18 protein-coding genes are annotated in these 17,020 nt (G+C 38.8%); 13 read left to right on the top strand and 5 right to left on the bottom strand.

Going from position 1 to position 17,020, the window contains the following annotated elements; genetic code table 11:
• Positions 1-88 precede the first annotated feature (88 nt).
• Positions 89-733: a guanylate kinase gene (gene gmk, locus GARC_RS22920; protein ID WP_007625028.1), complete on the bottom strand. Its 645-nt coding sequence runs from the start codon at positions 731-733 to the stop codon at positions 89-91.
• Positions 734-879: 146 nt separating this feature from the next.
• On the opposite strand from gmk, the gene cyaY reads away from it, so the two are divergent.
• From cyaY to GARC_RS22860, 12 genes are all read left to right on the top strand, one after another.
• Positions 880-1,197, top strand: a complete 318-nt coding sequence (gene cyaY, locus GARC_RS22915) for an iron donor protein CyaY (protein ID WP_007625026.1) — start codon at positions 880-882, stop codon at positions 1,195-1,197.
• A 27-nt stretch (positions 1,198-1,224) separates the two neighbouring features.
• On the top strand, positions 1,225-1,896 hold the full coding sequence (locus GARC_RS22910) for an alpha/beta hydrolase (protein ID WP_007625024.1): 672 nt from the start codon (positions 1,225-1,227) through the stop codon (positions 1,894-1,896).
• A 98-nt stretch (positions 1,897-1,994) separates the two neighbouring features.
• Positions 1,995-2,465, top strand: coding sequence for a YHS domain-containing (seleno)protein (locus GARC_RS22905; RefSeq protein ID WP_007625022.1), 471 nt, complete (start codon positions 1,995-1,997; stop codon positions 2,463-2,465).
• Positions 2,466-2,566: 101 nt separating this feature from the next.
• Positions 2,567-2,965, top strand: coding sequence for a DUF2914 domain-containing protein (locus GARC_RS22900; protein WP_081587611.1), 399 nt, complete (start codon positions 2,567-2,569; stop codon positions 2,963-2,965).
• A 256-nt stretch (positions 2,966-3,221) separates the two neighbouring features.
• The gene (locus tag GARC_RS22895) at positions 3,222-3,896 is read left to right on the top strand and encodes a type 2 periplasmic-binding domain-containing protein (RefSeq protein ID WP_153811014.1); all 675 of its coding nucleotides are present in this window, start codon (positions 3,222-3,224) and stop codon (positions 3,894-3,896) included.
• Positions 3,893-4,363: a GNAT family N-acetyltransferase gene (locus GARC_RS22890; RefSeq protein WP_007625015.1), complete on the top strand. Its 471-nt coding sequence runs from the start codon at positions 3,893-3,895 to the stop codon at positions 4,361-4,363. Before GARC_RS22895 ends, GARC_RS22890 begins: the two co-directional genes overlap by 4 nt.
• A 66-nt stretch (positions 4,364-4,429) precedes the next feature.
• Entirely contained in the window at positions 4,430-5,359 is a 930-nt protein-coding gene (gene hemC / locus GARC_RS22885) for a hydroxymethylbilane synthase (protein ID WP_007625014.1), read from the top strand.
• Positions 5,360-5,362: 3 nt separating this feature from the next.
• Entirely contained in the window at positions 5,363-6,118 is a 756-nt protein-coding gene (locus GARC_RS22880; RefSeq protein ID WP_007625013.1) for a uroporphyrinogen-III synthase, read from the top strand.
• The gene (locus tag GARC_RS22875; RefSeq protein ID WP_007625009.1) at positions 6,119-7,423 is read left to right on the top strand and encodes a uroporphyrinogen-III C-methyltransferase; all 1,305 of its coding nucleotides are present in this window, start codon (positions 6,119-6,121) and stop codon (positions 7,421-7,423) included. It begins immediately after the preceding gene.
• Between the two features lie 2 nt (positions 7,424-7,425).
• Complete coding sequence (locus GARC_RS22870; protein ID WP_007625006.1) at positions 7,426-8,598, top strand: heme biosynthesis HemY N-terminal domain-containing protein; 1,173 nt, start codon at positions 7,426-7,428, stop codon at positions 8,596-8,598.
• Between the two features lie 64 nt (positions 8,599-8,662).
• The gene (locus GARC_RS22865) at positions 8,663-9,694 is read left to right on the top strand and encodes an MBL fold metallo-hydrolase (protein ID WP_007625004.1); all 1,032 of its coding nucleotides are present in this window, start codon (positions 8,663-8,665) and stop codon (positions 9,692-9,694) included.
• A gap of 152 nt (positions 9,695-9,846) precedes the next feature.
• Positions 9,847-11,028, top strand: coding sequence for a LysM peptidoglycan-binding domain-containing protein (locus GARC_RS22860; protein ID WP_007625002.1), 1,182 nt, complete (start codon positions 9,847-9,849; stop codon positions 11,026-11,028).
• Here GARC_RS22860 and GARC_RS22855 read toward each other — a convergent pair.
• Genes GARC_RS22855 through GARC_RS22845 form a run of 3 tightly spaced genes read right to left on the bottom strand, consistent with a single transcriptional unit; the run spans position 11,015 to position 15,272 of the window.
• Complete coding sequence (locus tag GARC_RS22855) at positions 11,015-11,941, bottom strand: tetratricopeptide repeat protein (protein ID WP_039990363.1); 927 nt, start codon at positions 11,939-11,941, stop codon at positions 11,015-11,017. The genes GARC_RS22860 and GARC_RS22855 overlap by 14 nt on opposite strands.
• Positions 11,938-12,918, bottom strand: coding sequence for a polysaccharide deacetylase family protein (locus tag GARC_RS22850; RefSeq protein WP_007624999.1), 981 nt, complete (start codon positions 12,916-12,918; stop codon positions 11,938-11,940). Before GARC_RS22850 ends, GARC_RS22855 begins: the two co-directional genes overlap by 4 nt.
• A complete protein-coding gene (locus tag GARC_RS22845; RefSeq protein ID WP_161603944.1) occupies positions 12,915-15,272 on the bottom strand; it encodes a serine/threonine-protein kinase in 2,358 nt (785 codons plus the stop codon). Before GARC_RS22845 ends, GARC_RS22850 begins: the two co-directional genes overlap by 4 nt.
• Positions 15,273-15,501: 229 nt before the next feature.
• On the opposite strand from GARC_RS22845, the gene GARC_RS22840 reads away from it, so the two are divergent.
• Complete coding sequence (locus GARC_RS22840) at positions 15,502-16,299, top strand: PP2C family protein-serine/threonine phosphatase (RefSeq protein WP_007624997.1); 798 nt, start codon at positions 15,502-15,504, stop codon at positions 16,297-16,299.
• Between the two features lie 25 nt (positions 16,300-16,324).
• Here GARC_RS22840 and tagF read toward each other — a convergent pair whose 3' ends face one another.
• Positions 16,325-17,011 carry a type VI secretion system-associated protein TagF gene (gene tagF, locus GARC_RS26110; protein ID WP_007624995.1) on the bottom strand — a complete coding sequence of 229 codons (687 nt, stop codon included), beginning with the start codon at positions 17,009-17,011 and terminating at the stop codon, positions 16,325-16,327.
• Positions 17,012-17,020 lie beyond the last annotated feature (9 nt).

Here is a 17,020-nt window from a genome sequence, read left to right as displayed (position 1 = left end):
TCTCCGTCGGTGGTAATATGAAAAAAAGGTCGCATAGTGTACTGGCTAATGCGGAATTTTAAAAGCTAATTGATCAAACAAGTCTCAATTATGATCCCAATAAATTATCAAACAACTGCTGGTGACGAATAATCTGCTTTTCTTTGCGCAAACGGCGAGTGGTCACTATCGCATCTAGCTCAGATAATGCGGCGGCAAAGTCATCATTGACCACTATAAAATCGAATTCGTGATAATGGGAAATTTCAGAGACTGCCTTAGTCATACGTTGCTCAATAATCTCAGCAGAGTCCTGACCTCGCTCTGTTAAACGCCTTTTGAGTTCTTCTTTTGAAGGTGGAGCAACAAAAATGGTCGCAGTATCAGGGATTTGAGCTTTGACCTGCCGAGCACCTTGCCAATCGATATCTAGGAACACATCAATTCCCTGTCGCAGAGTCTGTTCTATGACTATCTTAGAAGTGCCATAATAATTACCAAAAACTTCTGCATGTTCAAAAAAGGCTCCTTGCTCAATCAAGGATTCAAATTCTGTGTGATCGACAAAATGGTAATGTACACCGTCGACTTCACCAGGTCGTGGTGCTCGCGTTGTATGTGATACAGACACCTGCATGGCATTGTTATGCTCATCTGTAGACGGGTGTTTTTCTAATAAAGCTTTGATTAAGCTAGATTTTCCGGCTCCAGATGGTGCAGCTAAAATAAATAAATTTCCGAGTGTTTGAGGCATTTTTTTGTCTTTTAATGATTAATTTATTGTGTCGTAATTGATTAGCAATGTTAGCATATTCCTATTGTACGCAACATGCCTCAGTAGACCAATGACAAAACAGTCGTTGAATTCCGCTATTAAAAAATAAAACGGGTGAAAGCAACATGAATGATAGCCAATATCATCAAATGACCGATGACTTGTTAATCGACATTGAAGAAATGCTCGACCAGTGTGAAGTCGATATCGATTATGAGTCAGCCAGTAGTATATTAACTATGATTTTTCTAAATGGCACCAAAATCATAATCAATAAACAACCGCCATTGCAGCAGTTATGGGTAGCCACTAAGTTTAATGGCCATCATTTTAACTTCCAAGACGAGCAATGGATCGATGAACGAACGGGTGTCGAATTTTGGTCGTTTCTCGATAGCGCGGTGTCTAAACAAGCTGAACAAGCTATTACACTTAAAAAATAATTTACTTAATCCAATGAGATATTGTCCATGAGCGAACAAGGTTTACCTTATGTTGAAGTCAATCCTAAAAGTAAGGCAAAAGCCACAGTCATATGGCTACATGGCTTAGGGGATTCTGGTAACGGTTTTGCACCTATTGTCCCTGATCTAAAATTACCTGATGAACTTGGTATTCGTTTTGTTTTCCCCCATGCACCTACACGACCTGTGACTATCAACAATGACATGTTAATGCGTGCTTGGTACGACATTACCAGTTTAGATTTTAATAACAGAGCAGACAGCCAAGGGGTAAAAGAGTCATCTGCCTTAGTGGCCAATTTAATTGAAAAAGAAATTGCCCAAGGTATTCCGGCTAATAAAATTGTCTTGGCGGGATTTTCTCAAGGAGGGGTGATTGCCTTGAACTTAGGCACTCGCTACGATAAATCCTTGGCCGGTATTATGTTTATGTCTAGCTATATGAGTGAGCCTGAAAAACTCAGTGCTGAAGCGCACCCAGCAAATAAAAACACCCCCATTTTTATGGCCCATGGTACTCATGACGATGTGGTACCTATCTTTATGGGTAATGCCGCTTTCAAAGTGTTAGAAAGTAACGGTTACCAAGCTAGTTGGCATGAGTACGCCATGCAACATAACGTGTGTATGCAGCAGTTAAACGATATTTCGAATTGGTTACAGCAGAAATTAGGATAAAACGACTTTTTGTTATCTGTGATAGAAACGTGATGAAATAATAATTACTTTTATCCGGTTTACTCCGACAATATTACTATTTTAAAACGGAAAATTTAATGAATAAGATTGTGAAATACCTAAGTGTTGTTGTATTTACACTATTTACTATGCCAGCTTTTGCCATTGATGATGCGGTGAGTACAGGTTTTTTCAATGATACCGCGATTGAAGGCTACGATACTGTAGCTTATTTTACTCAAGGCAAGCCCGTAGAAGGTGACAAAAAATTTCAATTTTTATGGCGTGATGCTAATTGGCGTTTTGCTAGCCAAGATAATCTGGATCTTTTCAAACAAAATCCTGAAATGTATGCAGCACAATACGGTGGTTATTGCGCCTGGGCAATGGGCGAAGGAAAAACTGCAGGGATTGATCCAGCGGTATGGCATATCGAAAATGGGAAATTGTATTTAAATTACAATGATGATGTTCAAAAGAAATGGTTTGAATCACTAGATGCAGACATTATTTCTGCAGATAAAAATTATCCTAAAATTACTGATGTAAGCAAATACCTAAATAACTAATTGTAGTTTTTATGATCAAAAGCCCGTTAGTTCGGGCTTTTTTTTGTCTTTAAAAAAGGGCAAAGTAAGTGTCTAGGAACTTAAATTCACTATTGGAAAACATGATGACAAAACTTACTTTATTGCTGATTATTCTATCATTGGGCGTATTTAGTCAATTTGTCACAGCACAAGTTACGCGCAGTCAACTCACCAGTAGCATTGAAAGTAGAGAACCCACCGATAATCTTGAAGGTTTAGTGCAAGGTCAATACGACGAAATGAAGCGAGTTTATTTTTTTACGCAAGTCGCAGGACTAACGAATCAACAAATTATTCACAGGTGGTTGTATGAAGGAGATGAAAAGGCAGTGGTAGCTTTAAATATTGGCGGTGATAACTGGCGCACCTACTCAAGTAAAAGTGTACCAAGTTATTGGCAAGGTAAATGGCAAGTGCAGGTATGGCAAGGTGACCTAATGTTAATCAGCCATCATTTTGAAGTGAGTTATTCCGAATAACTAGTTTATTAGAAAAGAGCAAATCATTTCCTAGTTTGTATTATGTTTGCTCGATCGGTTACTGAGATAAATATAAGTATTTGTTCAATCTAACCTTAGTGTGTCTATAATCAAAATTGTAATGATATAATTAGAGTCGGTTGATTTGGTGTTTAATCTTAGTAACAACAAAAAAGTTATTTTGCCTTACATATACTTTTTTGCTTTTTGCCTAAGTCTTGGCAAAGTAGCCCAAGCTGACAGCTTTGTGGTTGGTGTGGAGGATTTAAATTATTATCCTTATTTTGATTTTCCTGCTGATAATTCCAGCTTTACCAGAGCCCTACTCGATCAGTTTGCTAAAGATAACGGACACCAAATAACTTACCGCATTTTACCAATAAAACAATTTCCCAAATGGTTGTATGAAGAAAATATAGACTTTAAGTTTCCTGACAATGAAAGGTGGCAGGAAATAAATAATATTCATCATTTAACAATATTTTATAGCGATGAAGTTGTGGAGATGACGGCGGGGACTTTGGTACTGGCCAAAAATAACAATAAAGATGCCGCGTCTATTAAGACTATTGGTACTGTCGCTGGTTTTCATCCGACTCTTTGGCTGGACAAAATTGCACAAGGTCAGGTGATACTTTTTGAAGATGCAAGTCCAACCATATTGGTCCAATATTTGATCAATGGCCTTATTGACGGTTTAGTTATTAATCTTGCAGTGGCAAATAATGAATTAGAAAAATTGCATAAAAATGAAAAAATTGTGTTCAGTAATCAGATTGAACAGGAGATTTATTCATACAAACTATCAACTGTGAAGTATCCAGAAATTCTAAAACAATTTAACCAATGGCAAGTGAAACGACAAAAATACATTGAGGAGCTAAAAGCTGAATTTGGTATTTCTGCCGTTGAGCCAAAGGCGGTTGAATGACTGCAGCTATTATCCGTTTCGCAAAACCTGAAGAGGCATCAGTGATCAGTGAGTTAGCGCTGCGATCTAAGGGGTATTGGGGTTATGACCCTGCTTTTCTAGCGAGTTGCAAAGAGGAGTTAACTTACAATGAAAGTCAGCTATCATCACAAACATACTGCGTTAAAGTGGCGGAATTAAATGAGCATACTATTACTGGCTTTTTCGCACTCAACTTTTTAGAAAGTGAACATCCAGAACTTGAAGCCCTGTTTATTGATCCAAACTTTGTTGGTCAAGGTTGGGGGAAGTTTTTGCTTAGTGAAGCCATAACTGTAGCAAAAACATACAAGGCAAAAAGTATAAAACTACAAAGTGATCCATTTGCAGAGAATTTTTATCTGGCAAATGGTGCCGTCAAAGTTGCTGAAACAGAATCTCACAGTATTCCGGGGCGTTTTTTACCTTTACTGGAAATTTGTCTCTAGCCAAGTACTCACATTCCTTATGTTTCTGATAACATACGCGATGTAATTTTTTGTTCAGGAAGTTTCATGTCAACACGCATTATCCGTATCGCAACGCGCAAAAGTGCTTTAGCGTTATGGCAAGCCGAATACGTTAAAGCTGCGTTACTTAACGCCCATAACCATTTACAAGTAGAGCTTGTGCCTATGAGTACTCAGGGCGACAAAATCCTCGATACTCCTTTAGCTAAAATTGGCGGCAAAGGTTTATTTATCAAAGAACTTGAAGTGGCTATGACGGAAGGGCGAGCCGACATCGCGGTACATTCTATGAAAGACGTGCCTGTCGCTTTTCCCGATGGATTTGGTCTACATGCCATTTGTGAAAGAGAAAACCCTTTTGATGCTTTTGTGTCTAATCACTTCAACTCATTAGATGAATTACCACTAAATGCTGTGGTAGGCACATCTAGTTTGAGACGTCAGTGTCAGTTACGCAAAGTCAGGCCCGACTTGGTGATCAAGGATTTACGGGGAAATGTAAATACTCGCTTAGGTAAGTTAGATGCTGGTGAATATGACGCCATAGTGTTAGCAGCGGCAGGATTGATCCGATTGGGGATGCAGCCACGTATTCGATCAGAACTCTCGGCTGAATTATCACTACCCGCTGTAGGACAGGGCGCGGTAGGTATTGAATGTCGCAATGATGATGTGGACTTAATTGCGTTGTTAGCGCCTTTGAATCACCTTGAAACCTCTATTCGGGTAAGCGCAGAGCGAGCCATGAATGCTAAGTTAAATGGAGGCTGCCAAGTACCTATTGGTAGTTTTGCCGAGTTAGATGGCCAATACATTACGTTACGTGGTTTGGTGGGGTCGGTAGATGGTAAGGTTATGTTGTATGCCAAACATAGCGATAGCTTAGAAAATGCTCAACAACTGGGCGAGCATATCGCAGAATTGTTACTTGCCCAAGGGGCAGGGGAGATCCTAAGTGCGTTACAAGCCAGTTAGTCAGTGAAATTTTTACTTCTTAGGCCTCAAGCAAAATGCCGAGCTAGCGCGCAAGCATTTAAATTCGCGAACTTACCTGCAGTGGCTTGTGGCTTAATTGATACTGTTTTGGATGATGATGCCATTAGACAGCTTCCGGCAAAAATAGCCGATTTGCATAACAGTACTGTAAAAAATATTTATGTCATAGTGACTAGTACTATGGCTGCCCAGCAGTGTGTGTTGATGAAAAATCAATGGCCCGAAAATCTGTGTTTTTATGCAGTTGGAGCCACTACCGGGGATATTTTACAGCAGGCAGGCCTAGTAGTTACTGTTCCCAAAGAAGCTAGAACCGAAGGTTTGTTAGCACTTCATGATCTTAATAATGTTAGCAACCAAGTTATTGTTATAATGAAAGGTTTTGGTGGTAGAGAATTGCTCTACGACACTTTGGTCTCCCGTGGCGCTAAAGTAGAAGAGTGGGAAGTGTATAAACGAGTCAAGCTTGATGTTCCCGTTTCAACACAAGACTGGCGTACGACACAAATTCGTTGCATTATTGCCACAAGTGGTGAGGTTATTCATGCTGCTTTTGATTATTTTGAAGCGAGTTGGCTTAAAAGGTTAAACTGGATAGTGGTTAGCCAACGAACAGCAGATATTGCATCTAAACTGGGTGCCACCCAGATAGACATAAGCCGTGATGCCAGTGATCAGGCCCTTATTCAATGCGCACAACAGTTTGATATTCGCGCAAGACATTCTTCGGAGCATTAAATGGCAGATAATCAGGACAAGTTAACCCCGTCAGATGAAGAAAAACTGGCAGAGTTAGAAAAACAAGTAGCGAAAGAAAAGACTGTTATTCCCGTAGCAAAGAAAGAGCAAGCCGCGGAAAACACAAATAAAAAAGTAGAAAAACAGCCTACAAAACTTGCCGACTCCTCAGCTAAACCAAGCAGCTATAAAAGCACTGCGTCTTCGGGCTCAGGTAATACATCTGCTAAACCCAAAGGGAAAACTGGGGTATTGTGGTTTTTCACTGTCATTAATTTATTATTACTGGCCGCCATCATTGCTGCAGGATACTGGGCATGGTTGCAATGGCAAGTACAAAATCAGCAACAAATTGACTTCTTTGCCACCCAGAAAACTAGTATGCAGCAACAGCGGAATAGTTTGGATAAGCAACAAAGTGATATAGCTCAATCCATTGCCTCTAACGAATTGGCAAAAGGTGATTTACAACAACAAAACCAAGCCATACAGTCCGATATGCAGAGCTTGATTGAACAGCTTCAACAAACCAGTGCACAAGTGCAAACCAATCAAGCTAGTTTAGTCGAAATTTCGGGTCGCAGACCTGCAGATTGGTTATTAGCTGAAGCTGATTATTTAATACGTATAGCAGGGCGCAAACTTTGGTTAGAACATGATGTCAAAACAGCCATCATGATGTTGCAGTCAGCTGATAGCCGAATTCAAGATTTAGACGATCCTAGTCTGTTACCTTTGCGTGCTAGTTTGGCAGAGGATATACAAGCTCTACGGCAAGTTAATCAAATTTCAACTAGCTCTATCGCATTGGCTTTAGGGGCTATGCTAAAGCAAGTAGATAATTTACCCTTAGCTTTCTTTAAAAAGCCTGAAGGTGAAGCGGTTGATGAGTCTGTCACAGGATCTATCGACGATTGGCGCTCAAATTTGGCGCGTAACTGGCAAAAATTCACCAAGAATTTTTTTAGTTACAACAAGGTCACGACAGAAATAAAACCTTTTATGTCTGAGCAACAACAATGGTTATCTAAAGAGCAGCTCAAGTTTGCCTTGATGCAAGCGCAAGCTGCTGCACTACAAGAAAACTCAGCACTTTATCAACAGTCGTTACAAACCGCATTTGGTTTATTAATTGAGTCTTTCGATACTGAAAAAGACATGGTAGTCCAGTTCACTGACAGCCTAAGTAACTTGCAAATGACTGACTTTGAACGCAGCTACCCTGAACAGTTTAATGTTGCGCCGCTACTACAAGACGTAATTGAACAACGTTTAAATAGCCGTTTTGTGAACGGAAATAACTAACCATGAGACAGCTAATTAGAATATTTCTTGTCTTGGTTATCTTACTGATTACAGTGGTTATCGCTGCGATGATTTTTGACGACAGTGGTTATGTGATGGTCGAATTTAACGGCTGGGTAGTAGAGATGAATGTCTGGTCTCTTAGCTTATCCTTGATTGCTATTTTTGTCGGCTTTATGTTTATCAACTTATTGGTTAAAGCCACCATAGCAGCCGCTTCTGGATCGAAAAACTGGTTAGGCAATTGGGGCAGTCGTAAAAAGCAAAATGCCTTCACCAGCGGTCTAATCGCTTTGGCCGAAACAAACTATCTGCTTGCCAGAGAAAATTTTCTTAAAATTGAAAATGAAGACTTCGATGGGATAAATCTTTTGGCGGCAGCCGAAGCTGAAGTTCAACTGGGACAACCACAGCAAGCCAAAAGTTATTGGCGTATGGCGACAACCTTTGAAAAATCAGCCATGGCCGCTAATTTATGTTTAATTCGTGATGCCTTGCAGCATCAGCAAGCAAATGATGCGCTTACACTGATCCAAGGGCTAAGCGAAAAGCAGCAAGGACAAGCGCCAGTATTAAAACTCTGGGCCCAAGCACTAGGGCAAGCTGGTAAATGGCAAGAATTACAAGAAAAGCTAAAAGGCTGGAAGAAAGCATTAGGTGATGACTATGAACCATTGATGCATCAGGCTTCAAAAGGAAATTTTGCCGAAATTGCCAGTAAAGAAGGAGCCAGTCAACTTAAACAGAATTGGCAGTCGTTACCAAGAGCCACGCGCAAAGACCCAGCGCAACAGGCTGCTTATATCCAACAACTAATTGACCAGGGCATGTTTGCCGATGCAGAGCATGCCTTGGTGGAATACCAAAAATCGGATCCCCATCCACTACTGATACCTTTGTTCAAACTCATTAAACTACCCAATCCTGTAGCAGCAATTAAAAAACTAGAAGCTTGGCTGAAGCAAGACGATTTGAATGTCGATTTGTTATCAGCATTAGGCCATGTTGCTTATAATGCCAATGATAAAGTGTTGGCTGAAAAAGCGCTCAGTAAGGCTATTAAATTGGGTAATCGCCAAGAGGACTTAATTCTAATGGCTAGCATTAAAGAATCACAAAATGATCAAACTCAAGCACTACAACTGTATAAACAAAGTATGCTGCCCCGAGGTTAAATACCGCAGCGGGGACTGGTAGGTTCATCGGCAGTCACTTTAAAACGAATCGAATAAATAGAATATGCAAATTAAAATTGTCTTAGCTATAAAAATATTCTGCATTCAGGCTTTGACGCTTCTTTTTAGCTGCCAAGTATCAGCCGAAAAGTTAGCATCTCCAATACCAAACTCGGCTTTCGAATTGGTGGTATTAGGAGAAGCTGGTGGTATTCAAGACGGTAATCTAAGTGCTTTTTTATTAAGGGCATTATCAGAACCTAATTATATTGCCCTTGATGCAGGTACCTTGGTCAATGGTATCAACCTTGCTTTATCTAACAATGCCTTTAAAGAATTACCAGTCAAAATAGATAATACTTTATCGCCAGCAGGTAATATTTTACACCATCACATCAAAGGTTATTTGATCAGCCATGGGCACCTCGATCACGTCGCAGGTTTATTGATTGCCTCGCCTGACGACAACAATAAACCCATTTATGCCCTTAAGTCAGTTAACCAAATTATCAGTGATAGTTACTTCAACTGGCAAGCTTGGCCAAATTTCACCAATAGAGGAATATCGCCTCGTTTAAATAAATACCAAATAATAGACTTAGTACCTCAGCAAGCTATAAACTTGAAAGGAACTCAACTAACGGTTAGTGCATTTAGTCTAAGCCACTCTATTGAGTCGACAGCTTTTGTGATTGAATACCAAAATAACATCTTCGTTTATTTTGGTGACACTGGCCCAGACGAAGTCGAGAAGGAGGGAAAGCTTGCTACTGTTTGGCAATATCTAGCCAAACAAATGCAAACTAAAAAACTTCGGGGGATTGTGATAGAAGTATCATTTAATAATCAACAAGCTGATGAACTCCTATTTGGCCACCTTACTCCAAAATGGTTAATGTCAGAACTGAGCTATTTTTATTCTTTAGTAGAAAAAAAACAAAAAATTGAAGATATGCAAGTTATCATCAGTCATATTAAATACAGCCTAAAAAGTGGTCTTGATCCTAGAGATATAATTCAAAACGAATTGCAACTAGAAAACACCCTAGGTTTTAATTTTAAGCTTGCCAAACAGGGACAACGAATTATATTGTAGTGCGCATAACCATAATATTTTCAATATGTTACAAAAAACTAGAAAAATTTCAGATGGAAAGACATGCTACACTATTGCAATTGTATTAAACTGCTTCGTACCGAGAAACGTAGAGGCTGTACGAACGTTTCTTTTATTTTCAGGGGTTATAAATGATTAGTTATATGGGTAATAAATTAAAATTATCAGCTACCTTTTTAGTAGCTGGATTAATTTTGTCAGGATGTGGTGCAAGTGGAGGCAGTTCCGCTGGTAAGGATACAACACCTGAAGTAAATAAAACAAATGACACTCTGAATAAACAAAGCTACGTTGCTGAGGTCGGTTTGACTCCACGGCAGCGTTTTAGCAAGGCTTTGGAAAAGCTTGAAAATGGTGAAGAGGGACAAGCCTTAGCTGAATTAAATGCTTATTTGATTTCAGTACCTAATAGTAATAGTGCAAGAAATTTAATTGCACAAATATCAACTGAATCTAGCCAATATTTTCCCGCAGAGAATTTCATAGTTAATTTAAAATCTGGTGCTAGCCTCTCTACACTAGCAAAAAAGTATTTGGGGTCAGCATTAAAATTTTATGCTCTAGCGAAATACAATAATATTACCAACCCTAGCCGCGTTAACATCGGACAAGAAATTAAAATACCTTTAACGCAGCTTGCAATATCTCAACGTGATAAAGATAACGCTTTGGAACTCGAAGCTCCAAGTCTAGAAAATGAAGAGACAGATTTAGTTATGGCAGAGGAAGCCGATTCTGTTGATGCAGTTGAGGATATGGAAGAACCAATTGAACCACTGTTAACAGAAGTTATCCCTATTGCTCCGGTTGAAACCGCTGAGTCTGCCTTCAGTGATCTCCAAGAATTAATTGAGGAGCAGGATTATGCAGCAGCTATCGAAAAAGTAGCAATACTGAGAAACTTTGGTCAATTCAATAAGGAAAGTAGAGAATTGGCAATAGCAACATATACCGGAAGGGCACAAGAAATTGCTGAAACGGATAATATTCTAGCCGCAAATTATTATACAAAAGCAGGGCAGTTAAATCTGCAAAAAGAGGCATCATTTGCCGCTTTTGAAAACTTTAAAATGGCGACCGATCTAGATGATCAAAATGACCAATCGATGGAAGAAATGCTCGTTTTGCAGAAAGAAATTGCTGACAAATATCATAGAGAAGCTTCATCAGCATTTCGACGTCAAGAGCTGGATCTAGCCATTCAAAAATGGGATATGGTTTTAAAAGTTAATCCAGACCATTCAAGTGCAAAACTATATAGAGCACAAGCGTTAGAGCTAAAAGAAAAACTATATAATATTAATCAGAATTAGCGTCAAGTTTTTTAATTTTCATCAAGTTATGTCTGATTTTGACGGCTCGCTGCATTAGTTGGCGAGTCTTAATGTTGTTAGGTTGATACTTTAGAGAGAGCTCATAGTATTTTATCGCCTCATCTAAATCGGTATTAAATATCTTGTTTGCTAATTTTAAATACCTAGTTGCAATTAATCCTGATAGTTCATCTGTTTTCTTTTGCACGCTAGGTAAACTCTTATCTTTAAGAGCTGCAACCCTTAACGCTTGTTGGTAGTATTCTATAGCTTCCTTGAGACTATTTTGCTTTTGCTGATTCTCGCCTAATTTGGTATAGGCTAATATACGATAATCGTTTGGTTGTGAGTGTGTTGGATAGGAACTTTCGAATTGATCAGCTAGCTGTAATAATCCATTATATTTTTTATCATGTATAAACTGCTCTCCTTGCTCAAGATACTTGGTAAGTTGGATAGAAATATTAGCCTCTTGTTGTGACTCAACAAAATATTTCTTAATGTTTGCCGTTTTTGAACTGGCTTCTTCAATGGCAAATTTCCATTCAAACTTTCTCAACCCTTCCATAGCAATTTTATTATTAGGGTCTAAAGCTAATATCTTTAAATACACCTTTTGCTCTGACTTTTTGTTACCTTCAGCCCTCGCTTTGTCTAATTTAACGTGTAGCTTAATAATACGATCCGACACCAAATTTTCGAGTCGAATAATGTGATTGTTTATAATTTCATCACTAGAGTAAGCTATCTGTAAAATTTTCCATTGTGTTAAAGCTTCTGCATAACGCTGTTGGTTTTCCAATGAAATAGCAATTGGACTGCGCTGTTCGAAGAATGCTCGGTTATCGACTAAATTTGTGCTGCAAGAACAACAAAAAATTAGCGTGGTAACACAGATTATTCGTTTTATCATTTGAGTGCCACAGTACTAAAAACATCTAAGCTTTTTTTGAAAGTATTAAGACTATCCCCGCCATATATCATGGTTCTATGCAGCAAAAATGGGGCTGAAAATGAAGCGTTACTGCCTTTATGAACTGTGACAGCCAGTTCATAATCGTTTTGTTCGAGCAGTTCAATAATTTCTAAACTGCTATTCCCATATGGATAAGCAAAATGATTAATCGTTTGTTTAGTTCTACTAGACAAGATCTTTTCTGCTCCTTCGACTTCAATTTTTAGCCGAGTTAAATAGTCCTTATCGGACTCACCAAGTGGCAATGGAGACAAGCTGTCATGTGATTTTGAGTGGGATTGTATGTCGACCAAAGGCGTTTTACTTAGAAATTTTACATCCTTCCATTTTAGCGCTGGACCCGCACCTATAAAGTCAGGATAAACGAACATAGTAGAAGGGAAATCGTACTTCTCTAGAATCGGATAAGCTACTTCAAGATAACTTTTATAACCATCATCTATAGTTATCACCACAGATTTAATAGGTAGTTCTTTTTTACCATTTATAAAACTGCCTAAATCACTTAGTCTAAGTACTTGATAATCATTTGAAGCAAGATAATCCATTTGACGTTCAAACTCGTCACGAGTCACAACCATCTTATTCTTGCTTTTACTGTCATTGGTAAATTGGTGATAACAAAGAACGGGGATCCGCTGATAGCCGTCAACAAAAACACCAGAGTGGTTAATGGCCCTCTTGGGAACAGCAATATAACTCCCTGATACCATAGAGGTATCGGGATTATATCTTTGTAGAATTTCTGAGTATCGTTTACTACCTAAAAACTCTTCGGATAATGAGCTAAAAGTGTCATTACCGTCTGTTTGTAAAACAATAAAATCATCATTGCTTGCAATCACTTGGCGTTGCGTTGATGAACAACCTACCAAAAATAAAACAGGCAAGATTAGCAAAGAAAAACACTTCAAATTTTTGTATCCTCTTCTGCCTTTGTATTAGTCACAGTATCTTTTGGTTGGCTTACTTTTTTGCTATTTTCATCTTCAGCTTCTACCGTAGCTTTTACTACTGGCTTTTTACGAGGCTTACGTTTAACAACTGGCTTCTTCGCAGCAGGGGGCTTTGAAACATCTTTAGCATTCTCGGGTTGGCCGTCTGTTTTTGGCTGAACCTGAGAATCTACAGTGTTAGAAGTCTCATTTTTATCATCACTAACACTAGGTACCTTTTTAATATTAATTTGGCTAGTGGCAATAATAGTTTTATCTGGATTGACTTCTAAATCAGGCTCTATAGAAGTTTCAACTTCAGAAAGTTTAGGCTGCTTTTCTTTCACCTTATTCTTTTTAGTGACTTGGCTAGGTTTAATGTCGAGGCCAATTTGACTGGTAGAAATGATTGTTTTATCAGTACTCTCATCTAACTCAGCATCACTTGCAGGACTCTGTTGAGACACCGCTAGTTTATTCTCACTTTTATCCTGATCTTGGTCAGTGTCTTGGTTAGGGTCAATATTGAGGTCAATTTGGCTAGTAGAAATAACAGTTTGATCGGGATTTACGTCTAACTTTGATTCGACACTAGAATTAAGCTCATTTTCTATAGGAAAATCAGATCCTGTATCTTGCGGGCTTTTTTCCTTAAGATCCGTTTCTTCAGGTTCTGTAGCAACTTCATTTAGTTGCGCCTCAGCTGCGTTAGTTTTATCAATTCCTGTTTGAGCTAGCTCATCAGCAACTTCCGTATACCTGTCCTGAATAGCGGCAGCCATGTTATTAAAACCATCAAAAACTTCGCCAATCTCATCATTACGATTAAGGGATATTCGGGTGTCTAAATTACCAGAGGCAAAACCTTTCAATGACTCATTTAAAACTTTAAATGGTCGCGAAATCAAACCACCAAAAATAAACATAACAACAGCTACAGAGGAGGTAGTTATTAGGGCTAAGATAAACATTAGCCAACCTGTGATACTTTTAACCTCATCTAATCCATCTTGAGATAAGCCTAAAATTATCTGACCAACCTCAGTGCTTTGAAACAGAATAGGGGTTTTGATGTTAAATATATTTCTGCCATCAGCTGTCTCTGAACTCGTAGTATGCACATCTTCAGTTTCACTGATCAGTTGAGCATTTTCATTTGGCTGATACATTTTGCCTACCAAGTTATTATCAGTCGCTCCACGAACAAGTCCTGCTCTGTCTGTCACTATTAAGTATGAAAATGTATCTCTACTAGCGGCATCATTAATAAAGGTCTCTAAGGATATCCAATCTTCACTGAGTATAGGTATCGCGGTTTCAGTAGAAATAAACTTTGCAAAAGAAGCGCCAGAGTCCACGGCCTGTTTAGTCATAGCTGAAGACTGCATATTAAATACAATGTTTATACTTATAAATGAGACTAGGGCAACAATTGCCCCAACTGATAGTGTCCATCGTATTTTTAAAGGAATGTATTTGTGCTTTTTCTGCTCGACTTGTTGGTCGTTCAAGGTACTTAATTCTTTACCTAATGCTTCAGCCAATTTACTACCAGTTTGAAACCTTTTATCGGGAGATTTTTGTAGTAGTTTTTGGATAATTTGACGCACCCCAGCAGGTATCTCTGGGCACAAGTTTTTTAGTGGTTCAGGTTGCTTTTGGGCAATTTGTATCATTAATGTGGCCATATTGCCGGCATTAAATGCTTTGTTTCCGCTGAGCATTTCGTACATTATTGTGCCCACGGAAAAAAGATCTGAGCGGCCATCTACTGCATCACCCAAAGCTTGCTCTGGTGACATGTAACGCGGCGTGCCTAGCACAGAACCAATTTGGGTTTTTTGCGCTTCTTCGCCTTCACTCATTCTAGCGATGCCAAAGTCTGCAACCTTAATCGATTCGCCATCTGGCATTACAATAATGTTGTCAGGTTTTATGTCACGATGAACAATCCCAGATTTATGTGCATAATCTAAAGCTTTAGCCAATTGTAAGGCAATAATAAGAGTCTGTTTAAGGGAAAGTGTTTTTTTATCCTTAAGCACTTCTCCTAAATCGCTCCCTTCCAAGAGTTCCATCATGATATAGGGAGACTTTTCTAATTTACCCACATCAAAAACGGTCACAATACCAGAATGAGAAAGTGCACCAGCAGCCTTTGCTTCACGTAAAAACCTAGATAGATACTCCTCATCAACACAATGGTCTTCTTTGAGTACTTTAAATGCAACCGAGCGATTAATTTCGGGATCATATGCGCGATAGACCTTAGCCATTGCGCCTTCACCTATCATTTCCTTAATCTCATAACGCCCGATCGTCTTGTTTAACATATCTTCGCCCATCAATCGCCCTTAGTTTTTTGAGATTTAATGCAAGAATGGCTTCAATATTTAAGAGAATTCGTGCAGTATTTGAACTTCAGTCTACCTAGAATAATACCAGCAATCAAAGACATTTATATTTATACTGACTCGAAGAAAAGTATTAAAACGATAGGGCGACTGACCTATCTTAAAATTGTATTATGTTTATAAATCGGCCGCACTGGAATAAAGAATTATGCTTGAATGTACATGGAAATCGGTAGCGAAAACAGATATTGGTACTATACGAAAAGTAAATGAAGACGGTTTTTTAGACTGCCCGCAAGTGGGAATGTGGTGTGTTGCCGATGGGATGGGAGGCCATGCCAAAGGTGATGTAGCAAGTAAAATGATAGTGGATGGTTTGCAGAATATTGCAAATTCGAATTCCTATCCTTTGGGTACTCAGCAAATCAAAGATGTATTGCAGCAAGTCAATAGCCGTCTAGTTTCTATGGCTAGTGAGAAACAAGCCGTCATTGGAAGTACGGTAGTTGTACTTGTTTTTGACCATCAATTTGCTCACTGTATTTGGGCAGGGGATAGCCGAATTTATCGGGTTCGCAATAATAAACTCACCCGACTTACACAAGATCATAGCCAAGTAGAGGAATTGGTCCAGAAAGGACTTCTAACCCCTGAAGAAGCTGAACGTCACCCAAATGCCAATGTCATTACTCGAGCCGTTGGAGCTAGTGATGAGTTAGATTTAGATGTGGTAAGTGATGTTAGACTGGATGGGGATAAGTACTGTTTATGTAGTGACGGCCTTAACAAAGTGATTGATGATGTCGAGATTGAGCAACTGTTACTTAATACACCATTAGATTCTATTGCGCCTTTATTAATTACAACTTCGTTAGAACGTAAAGCTCGAGATAATGTCACTGTTATAGTAGTTGATAATCAACCGTCTTTAGAAATATTAGATGGGAACAATACTATTCCGCCAAACACTTTAAATTTAGATGATACATTGCCTTTAAGTCGCTGAAATAAGGCCGTAATAACGATATTTCTTAGTTTTCATCAGCAACTAAAAATGAATAATAGTTGTCTATTGGCGGCATTCCAGAAAAATAACGTATCTGGGGATTAGTGCCCTCTGTATTGCCCATCGACCAAATAGACATATTGGCATTTTGCTCCTTTAGCAAAATTTGTAAAAAAGACTCATTGCCAAGTGTAAAATCAAGAGAATCAATCTCAGTAATACAAGCTAGCTCCATGACTGAACTCACCGCTTTTATATCTGCACTTTGACACTTTGATTCTTGCAAGCTTTGATAAATTTCATTCAGAACGTTTGTTATTTCATCGAGATCAGGCTTTATATTTTCCAATAAACTTAACGCAAAGTCTTCTCCTACTTCATGTATCAGATCAATTTTCCGAGCGACTATAAAAGGATTAACTTCAGATTCTGCTTGGCATACAACAGTAAAAGGGTAGCATCGACCCGCTTTATCTACGCTTGGCATTATAAAGCCGGCCACTGGTGTTTGACTTAGCGTTTCTTGGCTAATAACAAAACGCCAAATTGGGCTATTAAAGTATTTGTTTCTCCATGAATCACCTAATTGTTCACGAGATGAACTCAGGGACTTTAATACCCAATTATCCCAATATTTTACAAACTCGGGACATACGTTACGCTGAACAAAATCACCATAACCAGGTAGCTTTCCAAAAAATCCAATTTTCATTATATATCG

The organism is Paraglaciecola arctica BSs20135 (assembly GCF_000314995.1).
Taxonomy (GTDB): domain Bacteria; phylum Pseudomonadota; class Gammaproteobacteria; order Enterobacterales; family Alteromonadaceae; genus Paraglaciecola; species Paraglaciecola arctica.
Note: the sequence above shows the minus strand (reverse complement) of the source record. Positions and strands in the feature narration are given on the sequence as shown.